Source organism: Bacteroidota bacterium, assembly GCA_018266835.1.
Classification (GTDB): domain Bacteria; phylum Bacteroidota; class Ignavibacteria; order Tepidaquicellales; family Tepidaquicellaceae; genus JAFDZO01.
Map to the genome: position 1 here is coordinate 1,259,014 of JAFDZP010000002.1, position 14,047 is coordinate 1,273,060.

16 protein-coding genes and 1 tRNA gene are annotated in these 14,047 nt (G+C 34.7%); 8 read left to right on the forward strand and 9 right to left on the reverse strand.

Features of this window, described 5'->3' with window-relative positions; translation table 11 throughout:
* Nucleotides 1-47: 47 nt before the first annotated feature.
* The 9 genes from JST55_07240 to JST55_07280 form a co-directional block, all read right to left on the reverse strand.
* On the reverse strand, nucleotides 48-713 hold the full coding sequence (locus tag JST55_07240; protein ID MBS1493286.1) for a glyoxalase: 666 nt from the start codon (nucleotides 711-713) through the stop codon (nucleotides 48-50).
* A 53-nt stretch (nucleotides 714-766) separates the two neighbouring features.
* Nucleotides 767-2,515, reverse strand: a complete 1,749-nt coding sequence (locus JST55_07245; protein MBS1493287.1) for a multicopper oxidase domain-containing protein — start codon at nucleotides 2,513-2,515, stop codon at nucleotides 767-769.
* Nucleotides 2,516-2,625: 110 nt separating this feature from the next.
* Nucleotides 2,626-3,012, reverse strand: a complete 387-nt coding sequence (locus JST55_07250; protein ID MBS1493288.1) for a cation transporter — start codon at nucleotides 3,010-3,012, stop codon at nucleotides 2,626-2,628.
* Between the two features lie 87 nt (nucleotides 3,013-3,099).
* Nucleotides 3,100-3,909, reverse strand: coding sequence for a class I SAM-dependent methyltransferase (locus JST55_07255; protein ID MBS1493289.1), 810 nt, complete (start codon nucleotides 3,907-3,909; stop codon nucleotides 3,100-3,102).
* 5 nt (nucleotides 3,910-3,914) lie between these two features.
* Complete coding sequence (locus JST55_07260) at nucleotides 3,915-4,922, reverse strand: hypothetical protein (GenBank protein ID MBS1493290.1); 1,008 nt, start codon at nucleotides 4,920-4,922, stop codon at nucleotides 3,915-3,917.
* 53 nt (nucleotides 4,923-4,975) lie between these two features.
* On the reverse strand, nucleotides 4,976-5,473 hold the full coding sequence (locus tag JST55_07265) for an acyl-CoA thioesterase (protein MBS1493291.1): 498 nt from the start codon (nucleotides 5,471-5,473) through the stop codon (nucleotides 4,976-4,978).
* Nucleotides 5,473-6,261 (reverse strand): outer membrane protein assembly factor BamD, encoded by a 789-nt coding sequence (gene bamD, locus JST55_07270; GenBank protein MBS1493292.1) that lies wholly within the window; start codon nucleotides 6,259-6,261, stop codon nucleotides 5,473-5,475. Before bamD ends, JST55_07265 begins: the two co-directional genes overlap by 1 nt.
* Before the next feature lie 42 nt (nucleotides 6,262-6,303).
* Nucleotides 6,304-6,930, reverse strand: a complete 627-nt coding sequence (locus tag JST55_07275; protein ID MBS1493293.1) for a hypothetical protein — start codon at nucleotides 6,928-6,930, stop codon at nucleotides 6,304-6,306.
* A 96-nt stretch (nucleotides 6,931-7,026) separates the two neighbouring features.
* On the reverse strand, nucleotides 7,027-8,316 hold the full coding sequence (locus tag JST55_07280; GenBank protein ID MBS1493294.1) for a Glu/Leu/Phe/Val dehydrogenase: 1,290 nt from the start codon (nucleotides 8,314-8,316) through the stop codon (nucleotides 7,027-7,029).
* Between the two features lie 200 nt (nucleotides 8,317-8,516).
* Between JST55_07280 and JST55_07285 the strand changes: the two genes are divergently transcribed.
* From JST55_07285 to JST55_07320, 8 genes are all read left to right on the forward strand, one after another.
* Nucleotides 8,517-8,590 (forward strand) — tRNA-Pro (locus JST55_07285).
* A gap of 203 nt (nucleotides 8,591-8,793) precedes the next feature.
* Nucleotides 8,794-9,042, forward strand: a complete 249-nt coding sequence (locus tag JST55_07290; protein MBS1493295.1) for a GIY-YIG nuclease family protein — start codon at nucleotides 8,794-8,796, stop codon at nucleotides 9,040-9,042.
* A gap of 109 nt (nucleotides 9,043-9,151) precedes the next feature.
* On the forward strand, nucleotides 9,152-10,723 hold the full coding sequence (locus JST55_07295; GenBank protein ID MBS1493296.1) for a 5'-nucleotidase C-terminal domain-containing protein: 1,572 nt from the start codon (nucleotides 9,152-9,154) through the stop codon (nucleotides 10,721-10,723).
* 15 nt (nucleotides 10,724-10,738) lie between these two features.
* A complete protein-coding gene (locus JST55_07300) occupies nucleotides 10,739-11,020 on the forward strand; it encodes an oxidative damage protection protein (GenBank protein MBS1493297.1) in 282 nt (93 codons plus the stop codon).
* A 61-nt stretch (nucleotides 11,021-11,081) separates the two neighbouring features.
* Entirely contained in the window at nucleotides 11,082-12,557 is a 1,476-nt protein-coding gene (locus JST55_07305) for a PP2C family protein-serine/threonine phosphatase (GenBank protein MBS1493298.1), read from the forward strand.
* A 6-nt stretch (nucleotides 12,558-12,563) separates the two neighbouring features.
* Complete coding sequence (gene cyaY, locus JST55_07310; GenBank protein MBS1493299.1) at nucleotides 12,564-12,866, forward strand: iron donor protein CyaY; 303 nt, start codon at nucleotides 12,564-12,566, stop codon at nucleotides 12,864-12,866.
* A 20-nt stretch (nucleotides 12,867-12,886) separates the two neighbouring features.
* Nucleotides 12,887-13,381: a 5-(carboxyamino)imidazole ribonucleotide mutase gene (gene purE, locus JST55_07315; GenBank protein MBS1493300.1), complete on the forward strand. Its 495-nt coding sequence runs from the start codon at nucleotides 12,887-12,889 to the stop codon at nucleotides 13,379-13,381.
* Entirely contained in the window at nucleotides 13,378-14,004 is a 627-nt protein-coding gene (locus JST55_07320) for a chromophore lyase CpcT/CpeT (protein ID MBS1493301.1), read from the forward strand. The genes purE and JST55_07320 overlap by 4 nt, the downstream gene beginning before the upstream one ends.
* Nucleotides 14,005-14,047 lie beyond the last annotated feature (43 nt).

Here is a 14,047-nt window from a genome sequence, read left to right on the forward strand (position 1 = left end):
GATAAATTAAAAAACGCCGAAGGCATAATCAAGAATAAATTTATTAATTACATCGTTTTATCGGTTATGGTATAGAGCTCGCCTTTGTCAATAATAAATTTTACTTCGAATGGAAATTTCTGTGATGGGATTTGTGTAGGGTACCAGTTGCGATTATTTACTGCAACAATGAAAAGTCCGTTATCATCTCCCATTGCAGAAAATGTATCGGAGTTTACACTCTTTACAAAATCTGAGACTTTGTAATCATTAATTAATTTTTCTTTTAGAGCAGGAACATTATCAGTTACTATTCCAATTTCACTAACATTTAAAATTTGAGATGAATCAAATGGCTCACTGGTTTTATTATCTAAATCAAACCTGGAAATTAGTTCTACAATGTTTCCTGCAGGATCAAAAAAATAAACCGACTTTGCTTTCCAGTTAACAAAATCCACTATATGATTGTTTTCGGAAATCTGCATTAAATCCACTTTACCCTTCATCCAATCTTTAGCTTCTTCAATCTTATTTGAAGGAATGTTGAATGCGAAATGATAGAATGGATTCTTGCTTTCTGAATCCAGTTTAAAATTAACCTGAGTGCTGCCTGACTGAAAAGATATAATGTCTGAATTTTCTGATATGATTTTTAATGATAGTACACTGCCGTAAAAATCTTTTACGGCAGTAATACTATTGGTATGAAGAGTAAGCTCTTTTATCTGCACTGTATATTTTTTTCACAAAAATAGTTATCATGAAAATTAATACCTGTGCAAAATTATTTCATAAGAAGCATTTTGATTGACTCGGTAAAATTTGCCGTAATCAACTTGCAGTAATAAACTCCGCTTGAATAATTTCCTGCATTCCACTGGGTTTCATATTTACCTGCGGGAAGTATTTCGTTTACAAGTGTTTCTAGTTCTTTACCTGTATTATCAAATATTTTTATTTCAACATTACCGCCGTTAGCAGGTACATCGTATTTAATCTTAGTTGACGGATTAAACGGGTTCGGATAATTCTGATGCAGACGGAAGTCATTCGGAACTCCGTTTGTTTGTTCGTTAATTCCAATAGGATCAACAACTTTAAAATTGAGCATCATGCCGTCATCTTCATGTTCAAGATTATGACAGTGCCACAAATATAGTCCCTTATATTGAGTAAATTTTACTAGTACTGCAACCTGTTCATAAGGATTTACAAGCACTGTTTCTTTCCAGCCTTTATCGTTCGGCGCTAATGTTGTATTTCCGTTTCTTGAATAAACCTGAAACAGTATACCATGGCTGTGCATCGGATGAAAGTCACCCGTTGCATTTGTTATCTGCCATTTCTCAAGTCCGTTTTGCGGGACTTCAAAATCAATTCTATCCATCTGGAATGTGAGTCCGTTTATTCTGTGCATACCTGTCATTCCGCCCGATGTGACATGTGATAGTGTAAAATTTCTTGTCCTTACAACGTCAGCATTATTATAATAAGTAATCGGTGTTAAAGCTGCAGGCACTACTCCGCCTGAAGATGTATTCGATGTTATGTCAAATCTTAACAAATTCATTTCTGTACCCTGCTGGTATGTAGTTCCGCCTGTACCTGCGAAAGGAAGAGATTTCAGAGTAACACTTTGACCGATTGTATAAGGTGAAAAATCAAAAAGAATTTCTACGCGCTCACCGGGAGATAAATAGAATGAAGTTGCTGCAACAGGAGCATCTTTCAATCCTCCGTCAGTTCCAATTATGTAAAAGCTTCTGCTATCGGAAAATGCAATTTTATAAACCCGCGCATTTGAACCGTTAAGTAATCTGAATCTGTACAAAGTTTTGCTTACCTGAAAATATGCATCCGGCGTTCCGTTAATGAGCGGTATATCTCCAAGCATTCCATACATTTTATCATCGGCATTTGGATTATAATTGAATTGCGGAATGTCAACGCTGCGCCTATCCTGTATGCATAATGGAATATCAAAATTTCCGCTTGGTAGATTTAAAGAAGCTTCATCGGGATCAGTTACAATAAAAAATCCTGCAAGCCCCTTGAATGCCTGCGAAGCCGTAAGCATATCTGCATGCGGATGATACCAGTAAGTACCTGCACGCTGCACAATCGGAAACGTATAATTATAAGTTTGTCCGGGATGAACAGGATATTTAGGATGTCCGTCCATAATTTCCGGCGCAAGTATTCCGTGCCAGTGAAGGACACTATCTTCCGTTAAATTATTAGTGAAGTTTACATTTAGAGTAGAACCCTTCTGAATAATAATTGTAGGTCCGGGATATGAATTATTTATAGTAACTAATGGAGTGGTTTGACCGGGCCAGACAGTTTGATTCGTTACCGAAGCTGTCATAGTATTTCCGGATAGAACAGGAGGAAACCGTAAAGCATTTCCTGTAACTTGGTTCGATAGAGGTTTTAGAAGAAAATCATTTCTTTCGCTCGCGTAAAGTTCTTTTTGAATTAAACTTCCCGGAACAGAAATTAAAGCACCCAAGCCCAATGCTTTTTTAATCATTTCGCGGCGTTTCATACGCTAGAATTTTGTAGATTAAAAAATCCTGGAACTGTATGAAACGTAAGAAATACTAAATAAAAGTTAAGGTCAGAAATTAAAGTATTACAAAATCAATGACCGCCGATTTTACAGCAGTCTTCCAGCTTTTCGTAGGCAGCTTCATTTTTTTTCTTTCCGTTCGCATCGTAACCTATTAAAGTAATTTCGTTCTCTATCTTATCCTGATTGGTTTTATTTTTGTCGTAATCAATTGTTGCTATTTTATCTTTAACGCTAACATTGATAGAGTTTACTCCATCAACTTTTTTCATAGCCGTTTCAATAGTTTTCTTACATGTAGCGCATTGCATTGTCGGGAGATTAATTTTTACTACTTCGCCTACAGCTTTTGTATCAGGCGATTTATTTTCTGCTGTGCTGTCGTTTTTTGCTTTATTGCATCCTGCTAAAAAAGCTACGGCAAGTAAAACAAATAAAATATTTTTAATGTGAGGCATCTTTTAAATTTTGGTTATTAGTAAGATAGAATTATTAGTTAATTTATGCAACAAATGTAATTATCTAAAAATTTCATTGGCATAAAATTATTTTTTGGCTTTTATTGAAAAAAGCATAGGAAGTTTTTCTCCGAACTTTCTCATCCGCCAGTAGCCGTCGGCTTCCTGATACATATCCGGAAAAATATTGTATGGCGAATATGGGAATTCGTGAACGAATTCGATTTTCAAATCTGCCAGTATTAACCCGTTTAATGTTTCGGAGATTGCATGGTTCCAGCTATATTCAATTACGCCCTGCAGTTTTTCTGTGCTGCTTGCATAAGTTGTTGTGGAAGATATTTCTATTGGTTTCTTTGTTGTAAAATAAGAATACTCAAATCTTTCAAAGTTGTCATCGAACATCCATACCATGGGATGAAATTCTATTATATAGAATGTACCGCCGGGCTTCAGGAAATGGTTTATTATATTTCCCCATTCGTTAAGGTCCGGCAGCCAGCCGATGACTCCGTATGATGTAAAAATAATATCGAATTTTTTATCCATATGATTTTTTAAATCATATACATTGCAGTTAATGAATTCAGCCTCAAGACCAAGCTTGTCATTCATCTCTCTTGCATTTTTGATAGCTTCATCGGAGAAATCAACTCCCGTAGCCTTTGCTCCCATTCTTGCAAATGAAAGTGTATCCTGGCCGAAATGGCATTGCAGATGGAGAACAGATTTTCCTTTAACGTCTCCTATCTCATCAATCTCAATTTTATTTAATGAGTTTTTTCCTGCAAGAAAAGATTCGTTATCGTAAAAATCGGATTTTACATGAATAGAAGTTCTCTCATTCCAGAGTTTTTTATTCCCTTCAAAGTATTTATTTATTTCTTCCTGTTCCATTATAATTATTTCTTAATAAAGATATTTGTTGTGCTGAATATATTTTTAAAGTAATTCTTTCGCCATGCCGGTTTATATTTATTCAGAATCAAACCTTCAATTGCTCCGAAAGAATAAACACAGTTTCTTTGATTTTCTTTAAGAGTTATCTTGTCGATTTCTTCATCAAGTCTTTTTAATCTTTTCTGATAATTATCATAAAGTGTTTCATAGTCGCTTAGTGATTTGAAATCTTGCGAAAACTGATAGTCATTTTTTAAAAGATAATTTAAAACTTCGTACTCTGTATATCTTGCAATTCCTTCCTGCCATAGCTGAAATTCAAAATACTTAGAATCCTTTTCACTTACAATTTTTTTAAATCTTTGCTTTTCTTTTAAATATCCTGCAGTTTTTTTCCTGAATGACTTTGTATTGATACTCTGATAAGCCGATATAAGTTTTGATTTTAAATTATTGAAAGAACTGTTCACAACGGAATCTTCATATGGAAATTTATAATTCAATATCCACATTCCCGATTCATCTCCGTCTTTCAAATCAAGTTTGTTTAGTGCATCCTGATATTTTTTGTATGAATACTGATACTGATGAAAATGTTCGTGTAATAAAGTTATGACCCAGTTTATACTGCTCTTTTTTGTGTTTTCAGGTGTGCCGACTACAATTGTTGATACTCCTTTAACTGCAGGAAAAGTTGCGAGAAAATTATTCTGAAATACTTTTTTTCTTATAAAAACTTTTGTATTGAGATAAGTATCAAAGTACGATTGAGTAAAATCTTCTGAAGGGTTTGGATGATTAATAAGATACTCGAGGGAATCCGTTACAAATAAAATCACAAAATCATTTTTGCTCCAGCCTTTCCATATATTATCTGACACAAACTCAGAGATTTTCATTGCTTCACCAATGCGGATTTTATCCTCGCGGCGTAGTTCAGATTGTGATACGGACTGAGAGAAAGAAACAAATGGACATAAGAATAGAACAAGCAGTATAATTTTCTTCATATAAATTTTTTCAAAAATATACGAAGCAAAAAGAGAAATGTTTTTAGATATGATTATTTCTTACGGTCGTAGATTCCGTTTTTTGAAGCCAGACGCTGGTCTCTTCTTTGAAGTGCCTGTTCAAAACGTTTTATTTCCTCTTCTGTTTCAGGAATAATTTCCGGAACAGGAATTGGTTTCATTGTGACAGGGTCAAGATTTACAAAAGTTAAGTAAGCGCTGTTAGATAAATATAATTCACCGGATTTAATAGATTCTACCTCTACTCTTACACCAACTTCCATTGAGCTTCTGAACGCCCTGTTAACAGATGCCTTTAAGCGGACAATGTTGCCGAGCTTGATAGGCATATGAAAATTAAGATTATCGACAGAGGCTGTGACTGCTACATTATTGCAATGCCTTGATGCAGCAAGAGCTGCAGCAATATCCATCCAGTGCATTAATCTTCCTCCCAAAAGATTTCCGAGAATATTAGTATCATTTGGCAGAACAAGCTCAACCATTTGAACCTGTGAATCTTTAACTTTTTTAGGAAGAAGCAAACTCATTATGATGGAAGATTATTTTTAATATTTACAACTTTTTGAAGTAGGTCGCTGCTTTTAAATTTACTTTCAAATCTCTCTATTTCTTTTTTCGCATCGGAATATTTTTTCTTGGCAATTAATGCCTGAATTTTTCCGTAAAGAGCATCATCGGCTAAATCAGTTTCGAAATATTCATCAAGCAAAGCATCGTAATAAATAATCGCTGATTTGTAATTACCGAGAATCATGTACTGCTCAGCTGACTTATATTCTTTTAATGCGAGTTTATTTTTCAGTTCAGTAATTCTTTTTTCACAATCGGAAACCAAAGCATCTTTGGGATATAAGTCCATGAAATTCTTGAACTCCTGAATAGCGTATTTTGTATACGTCTGATCCAGATTATATGCAGGTGATAAACCATAGTAACATAAAGCCAGCTGGTATCTTGCTTTCATAGCCAGTTCTGAACCGGAATAATTTTTTAGCAGGTACTCAAATTCATATGCAGCAAGTACGTATTCTTTTCTGGCGTAATAACTCATGCCAAGATAAAAAATAGCTTTATCTATAACTTTAGTTCCGGAGTATCTTAGTTTTATCAAACCAAAATCTTCAATGGCATCATAGTAGTCCCCGCTCTGATATTTTTTATATGCTATATCGTATGCTTTTTCAGGATCGTCGTTTATTTCCCTGTCACTTTTACTTGAACTTCCGCAGGATGAAAATATTGCTGCTGAAAAACAGAGGGCAAAAATAATACAAATAGACTTTAGATATGAATGTGAGCTTTTTCCTAATTTCAAATTGCTGTTTTTAAGTTTAAAATTTAGTTCTGTTTATTCCTGTTACTTATTTCTTACGGTAAAAAATAATATTACTGCTGCTGCAGATGCCAATATTACTATTGATGGAACTAAGTATTTTGAAAAAAAACTTTGCGAGGGAAGAATACCCTGCGCAAAGAAAAATTTATCGTTTTCAACCGAGCTTAAATTATCAAGCTCAAAATCGTCTGTGTAACTCTGATTAAATCTGTAACCCTGAACATCCTGTCCCTCAAAATAACATCTGTATTTTACTATGGAAAGACGCTTTATATATTTATCTCCGAGTAAATCTTTTTCAAAAAGCTTCTGATACTTTGTATCTAATACTAAGCTGTCAATTATAATCTTTACATCACTTCCAAGATTTGCATCTGAAATAATTTTGTAATCAGGGAACCTGTTTTTTATTCTACTCCGAAAATAACTTTCGGTTTCATAATCGGAATGATTTATTTGCATTAAATAAACCTTATCCTTATTCAAAATCAGCCTGTCACCTAAAAGGTCAAAACTTGATTCCAAAAGAACGTTTATGTTCTCAAGATTTGTTTTAAGCTTTTGTGTGTTACTTTGAGGAAAAGCATTTTGAATAAGAGCTAAAAATAATAACGCCGTATAAAACAGTTTGCCGTAAGTAAAATTCAAAGACCTGCTCTTGCTTAAGTATCTATATAAAATAAAAAAATTCCGTCCCGAGAGAATTCGGGACGAAATTTTATGATAATTAATTATTTTAAAAGATTAACCGTAGATTCCTCTTAGTTTCAGAACCTGGGCAACCTTATCAATTGCGTAAACATATGCACCTAAACGAAGTGTGGTGTCATATTTTATAGCTGTATTGTAAACGTTTTCAAATGCTTCTCTCATCATTCTGTTCAGTCTGTTGTTAACATCATCTTCTTCCCAGAAGTAACCAATTCTATCCTGTACCCATTCGAAGTATGAAACTATAACTCCGCCTGAGTTTGCAAGAATGTCAGGGATAACCATTACTTTGTTTTCTCTTAGGATCTGATCAGCATCGGCTGATGTAGGACCGTTAGCACCTTCAACAATTAATTTTGCTTTGATGTTTCCTGCATTGTGTGCAGAGATCTGGTCTTCTTTTGCAGCAGGTACAAGTATATCACATGGAAGCTCGAGTAATTCTTCGTTTGACACTTTCTCTCCGAAGTTTCCGCCCGCAAGTGATCTGTTCTTAGCAACGTAATCAATTGCTTCCTGAACATTAATACCTGTTGGATTATAATATCCGCCTGATACATCACTGATAGCAACGATTCTTACACCTTGTTTGTGTAATAAATCTGCGCTGACAGAACCTACGTTTCCGAAGCCCTGTACTACGCATGTTGTATCTTCAGGATTGATTTCCATTTTCTTTAAAGCAGAAAGAGTTGCAATCATAACTCCTCGTCCTGTTGCTTCTCTTCTTCCGAGTGAACCGCCGATAACAATCGGCTTACCTGTTACAACACCTGTTACAGTATTTCTTTTGTGCATGCTGTATGTATCCATTATCCATGCCATTACCTGTTCATCTGTGTTCATATCCGGAGCAGGAATATCTGTGTCAGGTCCGAACACATCAAGCATATTTGCTGTATATCTTCTTGTGATTTTTTCTAATTCTGTTTTTGATAATTTTGAAGGATCGCATTTAACGCCGCCCTTAGCGCCTCCGTAAGGAATATTTGCAATCGCGCATTTCCATGTCATCCATGATGCAAGCGCTTTTACTTCGTCAAGATCAACATCGGGAGCATAACGAATTCCGCCCTTTGATGGTCCTAAAATGTTATCATGAATTACTCTGTAGCCTTCAAACACTTCAAGCTTACCGCTGTCCATCGCTACCGGTATAGAAACAATAACTTGTTTTACCGGATATTTTAAATAATTATATAATCCTTCATCTAGTTTGCATAATTCTGCTGCCTTGTCAAATCGTACCATCATGCTTTCGAACGGATTTGCTTCGCCTCTTTTATAAGGAGCGGGCTCTTTATACTTAGTTTCAGTCGACATTTAAGTAGTTTTTAAGAAATTAATTAATAGTTGTTAGAGAAATGAATTCCGTAATTAAAATTAAGATAATGCTTTTCGATATTCAAGGTAAATACCTTTGAAAAATAACCACAATTATGGATTTTAAAGAAGCAAATTTATAAATATATTACATACTTTCGGGATAGTATAATCTGGAATTTTTACCATCCCGAATAAATCGGGATGTAGCGCAGCTCGGTAGCGCACTTCGTTCGGGACGAAGGGGTCGCTGGTTCGAATCCAGTCATCCCGACAAAAGTTGTTCAAGCAATAAAACTCTAAGAAATAAATTTACCCTAATCTCGCTTAAATAAACCGGTTTTCAAATTAGCTTTTCTGGCGAAGGCGATTCCTGAAACTTCTCAATTACTTAAACAGTTTAAATAATTGAGACATTTAAAAACTGTGTGATTTAAAAAGACAAAATTCTTTTAAATCCGTCAAGCCAAAGGTAAAATGTACTACACATATATTTTAAAATCTTCTTCTACCGGTAAAATATATATAGGGCATACCGATAACTTAGAGAACAGATTAAAAGAGCATAATGCCAAGGGCAAGTCTCTTTACACAAGTAAAAAAGGTCCCTGGAAAATTATCTGGAGCAAAGAGTTTCCTGATAGAGGCGGGGCAATGAATTTTGAAAATAATCTGAAAAGGTTAAAGAACAAGAAGGAATACATTACTCAGTTACTTGAAAGTTAATTCCTGTCTTGGAAATTAATAACTGAATTTTTACTTTAGACTATAAATTATTTTAAAGCAGCGATTATACTTAAGGGAGATTTCTCCCTTTTTTAATTTTAATATTCAAATGATAAAAAAAATATTTAACACTTCTTTACTTATTCTTTTATTTGCAAGCTCGGTTTCCTTTTCACAAGAGAGCGACAATATAAAGGACGTTACAATTCTCCACTGGAATGATTTTCATGCAAGAAACCTTCCCTACAGAGTAACTAAGAAAAACAATGATACCGGAACTGATTCAACCTATTACGTTGGCGGCACAGCGTCTATGCTTGGCTATCTGAACAAATACAGAACAGCAAACAGTCTTATCCTTAACGGCGGCGATGATTTTCAGGGAACTCCTATTTCTTCACTTACCCGAGGCAAATCACAAATAGAATTGTTAAATCTTTACAGTCTCGATGCATTCGTTGTCGGTAATCATGAATTTGATTATGGTGAACTTCACCTTGATTCTGTTTTAAAAGAGGCAAACTTCGATGTGCTATCTGCAAATGTTTTTCTTAAAACCCCAAACAGAACCATTGGAAAACCTTGGGTAACAAAAACTATTAATGGAGTTAAGTTCGGAATAATCGGATTAACAGCATTGGATTTAATGACTCTCACAGTTCCTAAAAATGTTACGGATGTTCAGATGTTAAATACAGATTCGTTGATTAACGAAGGAATTAAATTCTGCAAAGATGAAAAGTGTAACGTGATAGTTTTATTAACTCACATCGGTTTAGATAACGATAAAAAATTAGCAGATAAATTTTACAAAGATGTTGATATAATCGTTGGCGCTCACTCGCATACGGCTCTTTTCAAGCCAACAATAAAAAACAATGTATTCATAGTTCAGGCAGGTTCGTATGCCAGATACCTTGGTAAACTTGACCTTAAAGTTGACGTATCAAAAGATACAGTTCTCTCCGGATACGGCAAGTTAATTGAAACGGTTCTCGATTCTACTTCATTTGATATTCCTGCAGCTAAAAAAGTTGAAAACATGGTTGCAAGCATACAGGGAGATTTATTAAAGGTAATCGGAAAACTGAATAAAGACTGGTTCTCTTCGTATAAAATGGAATCCAATTTAGGTCAGTGGCAGGCTGATGCAATGAGAAAAAGATTTAATACTGACTTGGCTGTTCTTAATGCAGGAGGAATAAGAAAAAGTCTCCCTAAGGGTGAAATTACGGTGAACGATATGTGGGAAATAAATCCATTTGGCAATACAGTTGTGATTATAAAGCTTACAGGAAAAGCTGTAAAGCAGATGTTCAAAAATAATCTTCAGACTTATGTTAAAGAAATGGATGAGCTTGGTTCCAGCGACTTATCTATTGTATCCGGATTAAAAGTAGAGTACGACGGAAAAAAAGTTTTAGCAGGTGATGATAACTTTATAGTTTCAATAAAAACTGCTGACGGAAAAGATATAGATGATAATAAAATTTATACTATTTCAACAAACAATTATCTCGGCGGGCAGTTCAAAAAATATTACGGTGATGTTGGCGAAGAAATAATTCTCAACGATACAAATGTAATCGACAGAGATGTTATGATTGATGCAGTTATTGAACAAAAAGTTATTGAAGGCACTGTTGAAAACAGATTAATTGATATTTCAAAAAACAAATAAAAATTTTAAACGTATATGGCTGAAGAGCGAATAGTACACTGTATAAAACTGGGAAAAGATTTACCCGGGCTGACTAAGCCGCCAATTTTAGGCGAAACCGGTCAAAGAGTTTACGATAATGTTTCAAAAGAAGCTTTCAAAATGTTTCTTGAACATTTTAAAATGGTTGTGAATGAGTACCGTCTCGATTTATCATCTCCGTCAACCGATAAAATATTCGAAGACCAGATGCAGGATTATTTCTTCGGAGCAGGAATGCAGCTCCCTGAAGAATATGTTCCGCCTACAGAAGAGTAAAATTTATATTCTAATCTAATAAGCGCCGGTATTTTCCGGCGCACTCTACAAAATATTTCTATTGGACTCTATATTTGATATAGATAAATATCTTACTTTACCCAAAGAGAAGTCTTATCAGTATTCTTTAGATTCTTCCAACATGAAGCTTCTAAAAGGAATGATGGTAGGCGTTATAATCTTTTTTGCTATCTCTTTTACTGTTTCTTTAGCTGAAAATGGGTTTAGCTGGGGGGCTATGATTTTGCTTGCAGACCTCATAATCCTTGTAAGCAGTCTTATTATTTATAAAAAGATATTTAACACCGGAAATATACGAAAATACGTTTACTATTTTTTTATTCTTCACGTCATAATACTCATAGGAATTGGACTGGTTAACGGTAATATTACAAACTCGAAGAAGAACACCAATAAAAATAAGAAAAAAACCGAGCAAGTTGCCAAGGATACCGTCGTTAAAATCCATTCTGATAGCACCGGTTCAACAAATATAAAAATAGGAACATCTGACGACAATAGTTCCGATATCTCACCGTTTATATTTTTCTTTTCAATAGCACTATTAGTATTCAGATTAAACCGCAACGATATTTTACGTTTGAATTTTATTTTCTTTATTCCCCCAATACTGGTTGATATTTTTATTTTAAAAAATGATGCCTTATCCAATTTTCTTCCGAGCACTATAACCGCTGCTATGTTCATGGGGCTTGCTCTGTTTATTGAACACAGGAGAAAAAGAAAGTTCTTCAAAGAGTACGATCTGATGTATAAGAAGAATTACGATAACATCAGAATGAAAAAAGAGCTTGAGTATGCCCAGGCTATGCAGCTCTCAATGCTGCCGGAAAGATTTGCAGTAATTAACGGATTAGAAATTTCGGCGATATCAATTCCCGCGACAGAAGTCGGAGGAGATTATTATGATTACTTTAAATTATCCGAGGATAAAATAGGAATATTTATTTGCGATGTATCAGGTCACGGAGTTGCAAGCGCACTACTGCTTTCAGGGATTAGAAGCTGTATGCATTTGATATTGGAAGAAACTAACGACCCAAAAATAATTTTCACAAAACTGAACAGGGTTATACGAAAGACGCAGAGCAGGAAAATGTTCGTTACGGCAATTTTTGCAGTGATAGATATGAAAGAAAATAAATGCACTCTATATAATGCAGGTCATCTGCCGCCTTATAAAATTTCAGGAGACTCAAACGAGATTTACAAACTGAAAAAGCATGGTATTACTCTCGGAGCAACTGATAACATCTATGCTGACGAATCAAAAGAAGTGGTTATTGATTTCAAAAAGAGTGACAAACTGATTTTATACACTGACGGAGTTAATGAAGCACAGAATGAAAAGAGAGATGAGTACGGCATAGATAAAATTGAAGAGTTTTTAAATTCTAATTCCGATAAAAAGACAACTCAGATTATAGATGAGCTTGTTGCTGATGTAAATAAATTTACTCAAAATAAAATTCAATCAGACGATTTAACTATAATTGCAATTGAAAGGATAAATTAAAATTTTATGACAGACCAGGAATACACAACACTCGTTACAGATGAAATGAAAAGGATTTATGACTATATAAGTGAAACTTACGGAGAGGATTTAGATTTGGAATTAGGCGACGGCATTTTAAAAATTACATTGGTTGATGACAGCAAATTAATTGTAAGCCGTCAGGCTCCCGTAAAACAATTATGGCTTGCAGCAAGACACGGAGGATTTCATTTCAATTATAAAGATAACCAATGGCTTGATTCAAAATCAGGCGAGGAAATTTTAACAATGATGTCAAGATTTATTGACACATCATTTGAAGAGTAACTGAAGAAAATTTTTAAGCTATGAAGAAAAGCAAAGCTGTAGTAGGAATTATTATGGGTTCAGACTCTGATCTTCCCGTAATGAAACAGGCCGCGGAAATTTTAGATGAATTCAAAATTCCCTATGAAATTTTAATCACTTCGGCTCACCGCACACCTGACTTAATGGCAAGTTATTCCCGGAATGCATACAAAAGAGGAATAAAAGTAATAATTGCGGGAGCAGGAGGAGCAGCGCATTTACCCGGTATGTCAGCAGCATATTCCCCTATCCCTGTTATAGGTGTTCCAATAGAAACAAAAGCATTAAAGGGATTGGACTCGCTTCTTTCCATAGCTCAAATGCCATATGGAGTTCCCGTTGCAACGGTTGCAATAAATAATGCTAAGAATGCGGCTTTACTTGCAGTGCAAATTCTTGGATCCTCTGATAAAAAAATTCTTGCTAAAGTTATAGCGTTCAAAAATAAAATTAAATCAGAATCAAAGAACAAAAACAAGAAACTACAGAAATGAAAAAAATTACCTTTCTCTTAATACTTTTATTTGCTGTGTCCATTAACTCTTTTGCGAAACCGAAACCAAAGAGTGAATTATTAAAGCTTGCCTCTTATATGGAAGGTTCGTTCTCCAGTCAGAAACAATCCGAAAAAGATACAAACTATTTTGATATAAGACTTCATATGAAAAGAATCTGGAAAGACAGAACAGACGGCATATGGCTTTACGTTGAGCAAGCAGTTGCATCTGCACAGCAAAAACCTTACAGACAGAGAGTTTACCATGTAACACAAATCGGAAAAAACAAATTTGAGAGCGCAGTTTACACACTGGAAAATCCATTGAGATTTGCAGGCGATTATAAAAAAGATAACGCTTTATCGGGATTAACACTTGACTCATTAAAATCAAGAGACGGCTGCTCAGTGTTTCTCACAAAAAATACTAAAGGTTATTATAAAGGTGCTACAAAAGGAAAGGATTGCCCGAGTGATTTACGCGGTGCTAAGTATGCAACATCAGAAGTAAAACTTTATAGAAACAAAATTGTAAGCTGGGATAGAGGATGGGGAGAAAAAGATGAACAAATCTGGGGAGCAACAAATGGCGGCTACATTTTTAATAAACTGAAAGAGTAAAAAACAAATATAAAATAAAAAGGCGAAGCATTGCTTCGCCTTT

Bases quoted from the DNA above. Each gene is read 5' to 3' on its own strand.
- JST55_07245 (MBS1493287.1), bottom strand. From the start codon at position 2,515: ATGATTAAAAAAGCATTGGGCTTGGGTGCTTTAATTTCTGTTCCGGGA.
- cyaY (MBS1493299.1), top strand. From the start codon at position 12,564: ATGACAGACCAGGAATACACAACACTCGTTACAGATGAAATGAAAAGG.
- JST55_07295 (MBS1493296.1), top strand. From the start codon at position 9,152: ATGATAAAAAAAATATTTAACACTTCTTTACTTATTCTTTTATTTGCA.
- JST55_07265 (MBS1493291.1), bottom strand. From the start codon at position 5,473: ATGAGTTTGCTTCTTCCTAAAAAAGTTAAAGATTCACAGGTTCAAATG.
- JST55_07290 (MBS1493295.1), top strand. From the start codon at position 8,794: ATGTACTACACATATATTTTAAAATCTTCTTCTACCGGTAAAATATAT.
- JST55_07255 (MBS1493289.1), bottom strand. From the start codon at position 3,909: ATGGAACAGGAAGAAATAAATAAATACTTTGAAGGGAATAAAAAACTC.
- JST55_07300 (MBS1493297.1), top strand. From the start codon at position 10,739: ATGGCTGAAGAGCGAATAGTACACTGTATAAAACTGGGAAAAGATTTA.
- JST55_07280 (MBS1493294.1), bottom strand. From the start codon at position 8,316: ATGTCGACTGAAACTAAGTATAAAGAGCCCGCTCCTTATAAAAGAGGC.
- purE (MBS1493300.1), top strand. From the start codon at position 12,887: ATGAAGAAAAGCAAAGCTGTAGTAGGAATTATTATGGGTTCAGACTCT.
- JST55_07320 (MBS1493301.1), top strand. From the start codon at position 13,378: ATGAAAAAAATTACCTTTCTCTTAATACTTTTATTTGCTGTGTCCATT.
- JST55_07260 (MBS1493290.1), bottom strand. From the start codon at position 4,922: ATGAAGAAAATTATACTGCTTGTTCTATTCTTATGTCCATTTGTTTCT.
- JST55_07250 (MBS1493288.1), bottom strand. From the start codon at position 3,012: ATGCCTCACATTAAAAATATTTTATTTGTTTTACTTGCCGTAGCTTTT.